The organism is Chamaesiphon sp. VAR_69_metabat_338, from assembly GCF_031423935.1.
Taxonomy (GTDB): Bacteria; Cyanobacteriota; Cyanobacteriia; order Cyanobacteriales; family Chamaesiphonaceae; genus Chamaesiphon.
Window position 1 is genome coordinate 1 of the sequence record NZ_JANPGM010000388.1, and the last position, 3,535, is coordinate 3,535.

At 46.6% G+C, this 3,535-nt stretch carries 5 protein-coding genes; 2 read left to right on the forward strand and 3 right to left on the reverse strand.

Features of this window, described 5'->3' with window-relative positions; all coding sequences use genetic code 11:
* Window positions 1-124: 124 nt before the first annotated feature.
* The 3 genes from RMO84_RS10810 to RMO84_RS10820 all read right to left on the reverse strand — a co-directional run bounded on the left by RMO84_RS10810 (window position 125) and on the right by RMO84_RS10820 (window position 1,540).
* Complete coding sequence (locus RMO84_RS10810; RefSeq protein WP_310488469.1) at window positions 125-607, reverse strand: photosystem I reaction center subunit XI; 483 nt, start codon at window positions 605-607, stop codon at window positions 125-127.
* A gap of 156 nt (window positions 608-763) precedes the next feature.
* A complete protein-coding gene (psaJ, locus tag RMO84_RS10815) occupies window positions 764-892 on the reverse strand; it encodes a photosystem I reaction center subunit IX (RefSeq protein WP_396135829.1) in 129 nt (42 codons plus the stop codon).
* A gap of 150 nt (window positions 893-1,042) precedes the next feature.
* Window positions 1,043-1,540 (reverse strand): Photosystem I reaction center subunit III, encoded by a 498-nt coding sequence (locus RMO84_RS10820; RefSeq protein WP_310488470.1) that lies wholly within the window; start codon window positions 1,538-1,540, stop codon window positions 1,043-1,045.
* A 315-nt stretch (window positions 1,541-1,855) separates the two neighbouring features.
* On the opposite strand from RMO84_RS10820, the gene tsaD reads away from it, so the two are divergent.
* A complete protein-coding gene (tsaD, locus tag RMO84_RS10825; RefSeq protein WP_310488471.1) occupies window positions 1,856-2,902 on the forward strand; it encodes a tRNA (adenosine(37)-N6)-threonylcarbamoyltransferase complex transferase subunit TsaD in 1,047 nt (348 codons plus the stop codon).
* 185 nt (window positions 2,903-3,087) lie between these two features.
* The coding region (locus tag RMO84_RS10830; protein WP_310488472.1) for a hypothetical protein at window positions 3,088-3,535 on the forward strand (448 nt) is incomplete at its 3' end.

Genomic DNA, 3,535 nt, shown 5'->3' on the forward strand with positions numbered 1-3,535 from the left:
TCTAAAGATGAAATTACCCCATCTTCTAATTGAAGATAGGGTAAAAAAGATATTACTGAAGATCGATCGAGACTAATAGTTAAATTTAATTAGTAATTCGATCGACTAATTTTAAGATCTAGATCTAGTTAGCTAGAATCGAAAAACTACTGAGCACGGGCAGATTTGCTACCAATAAGTAAGCAACCGCAGCACCGCCAGCTCCACCAATTAGGAAACCAGTAGTAAATTCACTCCAACCTTTGCCATCTTTGATATTGCTAGGTGCAATGGGAGCAGCCACACTAGGTAATGGTGGTGCGGGATTCACGCTAGCATAGATCGATAGGCAGACAGTGAGAATTACCACCAATCCGATCGTCGAGAGCAATCCAGCGAGGTATGCTTGGTCGGTATGGCGGAGGGGACCCAAAAGGGTGAAGGGGCCGAGCAAGAAGTAGCCATGAGCCATGCCTACTTCTAAACCGCGACGTTGGGGAGATAGATTTGCCCGATAAATCGGTAAATTGCTGATGAAAGCTTGAATGATGCCCGAACCGTTGACTGGAGTAGCTAAGTTGCTAACTTCAGGATTGGGACTGCTGACAGCTTGAACGCGAGTAGCCATGAATAACCTCTCAACTAAATTAAGGGGAAAGAAATTAGGCTTTAGGCTTTAGGCTTTAGGCTTTAGGCTTTAGGCTCTAGGCTTTAGGGACGTTTGCGTCCCAATCTTGACCTAATACCTAACACCTAATACCTAATACCTAAAGCCTAATGCCTACTATTGCAATGGGTGGAATAACAAGTCAGGGAAAAAGCGATTGAATTCAATCAAAAGGCCAGCCGTAAATGTCATCCAAACTGCTGCCAAAACTGGCGCAGTAGATAAAAACCTGGTGAAATGTTGCATGGAGTGGCTCCAGAATCTAAAAATTAGGGTGTTTGGTGAAGTTCGAGGTTCGATCGATAAAAACTTCAGCTTCTGTCTACATTACTGCGGACTATTAACTAAAATTTTATGGCACGACTGAGGATCGGTACTGCGATCGATCGAGTGAAATTACCGAGGAGAAACTGTTATTTCACTATCTTTAGCAACTAATTTACCAGAGGTAAATTCACCTAGTGCCGCAGCAGGCCAAGCGAATCCGCCCAACATGCAGTTCACTGCCAAAGGTACATCGATAATAATTTCTTTTTCTTCGGTGTTTTCGTCTTTTTTGATGGCAATCACGTAAGCGCGACCGACCCAACCAATCCAACCGGCAATGTAGAGAAAGAGAATGCCAGGAATCAAGAAGTCACCTGCGCGATCGAGTCGTCCGTCTACAATCAGATGTGGCAGTCCTTCGGGGCCGCACAAAGCTTGCGAATAACGCTCGAAACGGTGTTTGCCCGATTCGGGGTCGTCGGTGGTATTCCGTGCCATTTTCGCACGTTGCTGAAACGCAGGAGAATCCCCACAACGAACGAGTCCGGCTACTTCTGATGCCGATGCTAATGGCGCAAAGTTGAACCAGAGACAGATGGCAAAGACAAAAGCCAACAGTTTTTGCATAATGATTGTTTCCTTTTATAACAAAACAAAAAGTTTTATTTCCAAAATCTAGAATCTGCTGGCAGATCTGATTTGGTAAAAAAACTATAATAGTCTTTTGGGAATCTTCAGCGAACTTGGATGTCGATCGCCAAAGATCGTTGATACTGTAGAGATTAGTGGCCTTGTGCCAATTAGTGGCAAATGCCTCTCTTAGCAAAAAATTGAGATCGCCAAGCCCGCTATTTGAGTTGGTGCGTTACTTGAATCAATAGCTACACCCACCCGATCGCTAACCTAACTTAACTCTATTTTCATCTTTAAAATTAGCAGCTAATGACAACCGTTTTATCAATTGAAACAAGTTGTGACGAAACTGCGGTGGCTATCGTAAACAATCGTAAAGTTTGCAGCAGTGTCATCGCCTCGCAAATCGCAATTCATACTCAATATGGCGGTGTGGTGCCCGAAATTGCCTCGCGCCAACATCTACTCACCATTAACGATATTATCGCGCAGGCGATCGACCAAGCTGGCCTGAAATGGTCGGAGATTGACGGGATTGCGGCCACTGTCGCACCAGGACTGGTGGGCGCGCTAGCGATCGGGATGAGTGCGGCAAAAACCCTGGCAATCGTCCATGACAAGCCATTTATCGGCGTCCACCATTTGGAAGGACATATTTACGCCTCGTATCTGAGCGCGCCAGAATTGAAACCACCGTTCCTATGTTTGTTGGTATCGGGCGGACATACCAGCCTGATTCATGTCAAAGATTGTGGAATGTATACCGAACTGGGTGCGACCCGCGATGATGCGGCAGGAGAAGCCTTTGATAAAGTCGCTAGATTATTAAATCTCGGCTATCCTGGTGGCCCTGTCATCGATCGATTGGCCAGTCAAGGCAATCCAACCCTATACCCCTTGCCAGAGGGCAATATTTCCCTACCTGGAGGCGGGTTTCATCCCTATGATTCGAGTTTTAGCGGTTTGAAAACAGCGGTGCTGCGGTTGACTCAGAAATTGCAGGCTGAGGGCAAGGAGTTACCGATCGCCGATATTGCCGCAAGTTTCCAACATAGCGTCGCGCGATCGCTTACCAAACGGGCGATCGCGTGTGCGCTCGATTATGGGTTGGGGACGATCGTTATTGGTGGTGGCGTGGCTGCCAATCGCGGACTTAGATCCACGCTTGCCGCTGCGGCGAGTAAAAAAGGGATTAAGGTATTATTTCCACCGCTGGAATATTGTACGGACAATGCGGCGATGATCGGGTGTGCTGCTGCCGAACATCTCAATCGGGGGCATATTTCACCGCTGGATCTGGGGGTACAATCGCGCTTATCGATTATGGATGTAATGAGTTTGTACGAACCCATTTAAGATCTTTTTAGAAGGGATCGAGCGACAGATATTGGTGAGGATGGGCGGGTTTGTTCAGATTTTGTAGTGCTAGTCAGCAACTTCTAGCATTGTCTTGTCGCGCTAAACCTGGAGGAAACCTCCAGAGCGCGCGCCGCAAACCCGCCCCTACAGATCCATAAATTCATGCATATATATTTTTACAGATGACTTTAGATCGACAGGTAGAAGCGTTAATTAATGGTGCTCCAGATGAGGGGAGCCGGACGAGCGTGATGGCGATCGCGCCGACTTTACGACAAGTTGCGGAGACTTTACCTCAGACGACATATTATATTTGCCAGAGTCCACAGGGTGAATGGGTCGTAACTACCCTCAGCAATCGCCAAAAACCCAGTCTAGAAATTAATGTTATTTACGCTTTTATTAATGTTGAAGATGTGGGGAAATTTAATGGTGGAGTGTTAGCTAATTCTCTGGCGATCGAGGTACCGATCGTTCAGTTACTATTTTATCTATTGGCTTTTCCCGAGATCGATCGCCTGATCTTGCTCAATGATTCTCAAAATCTCGATCGCGGGCGCGAAATATCGCGGGATGAATTGGAAGCAGCGATCGGCAAGCAGGTACAACCGGAGGCTGGATCTGGCTTGC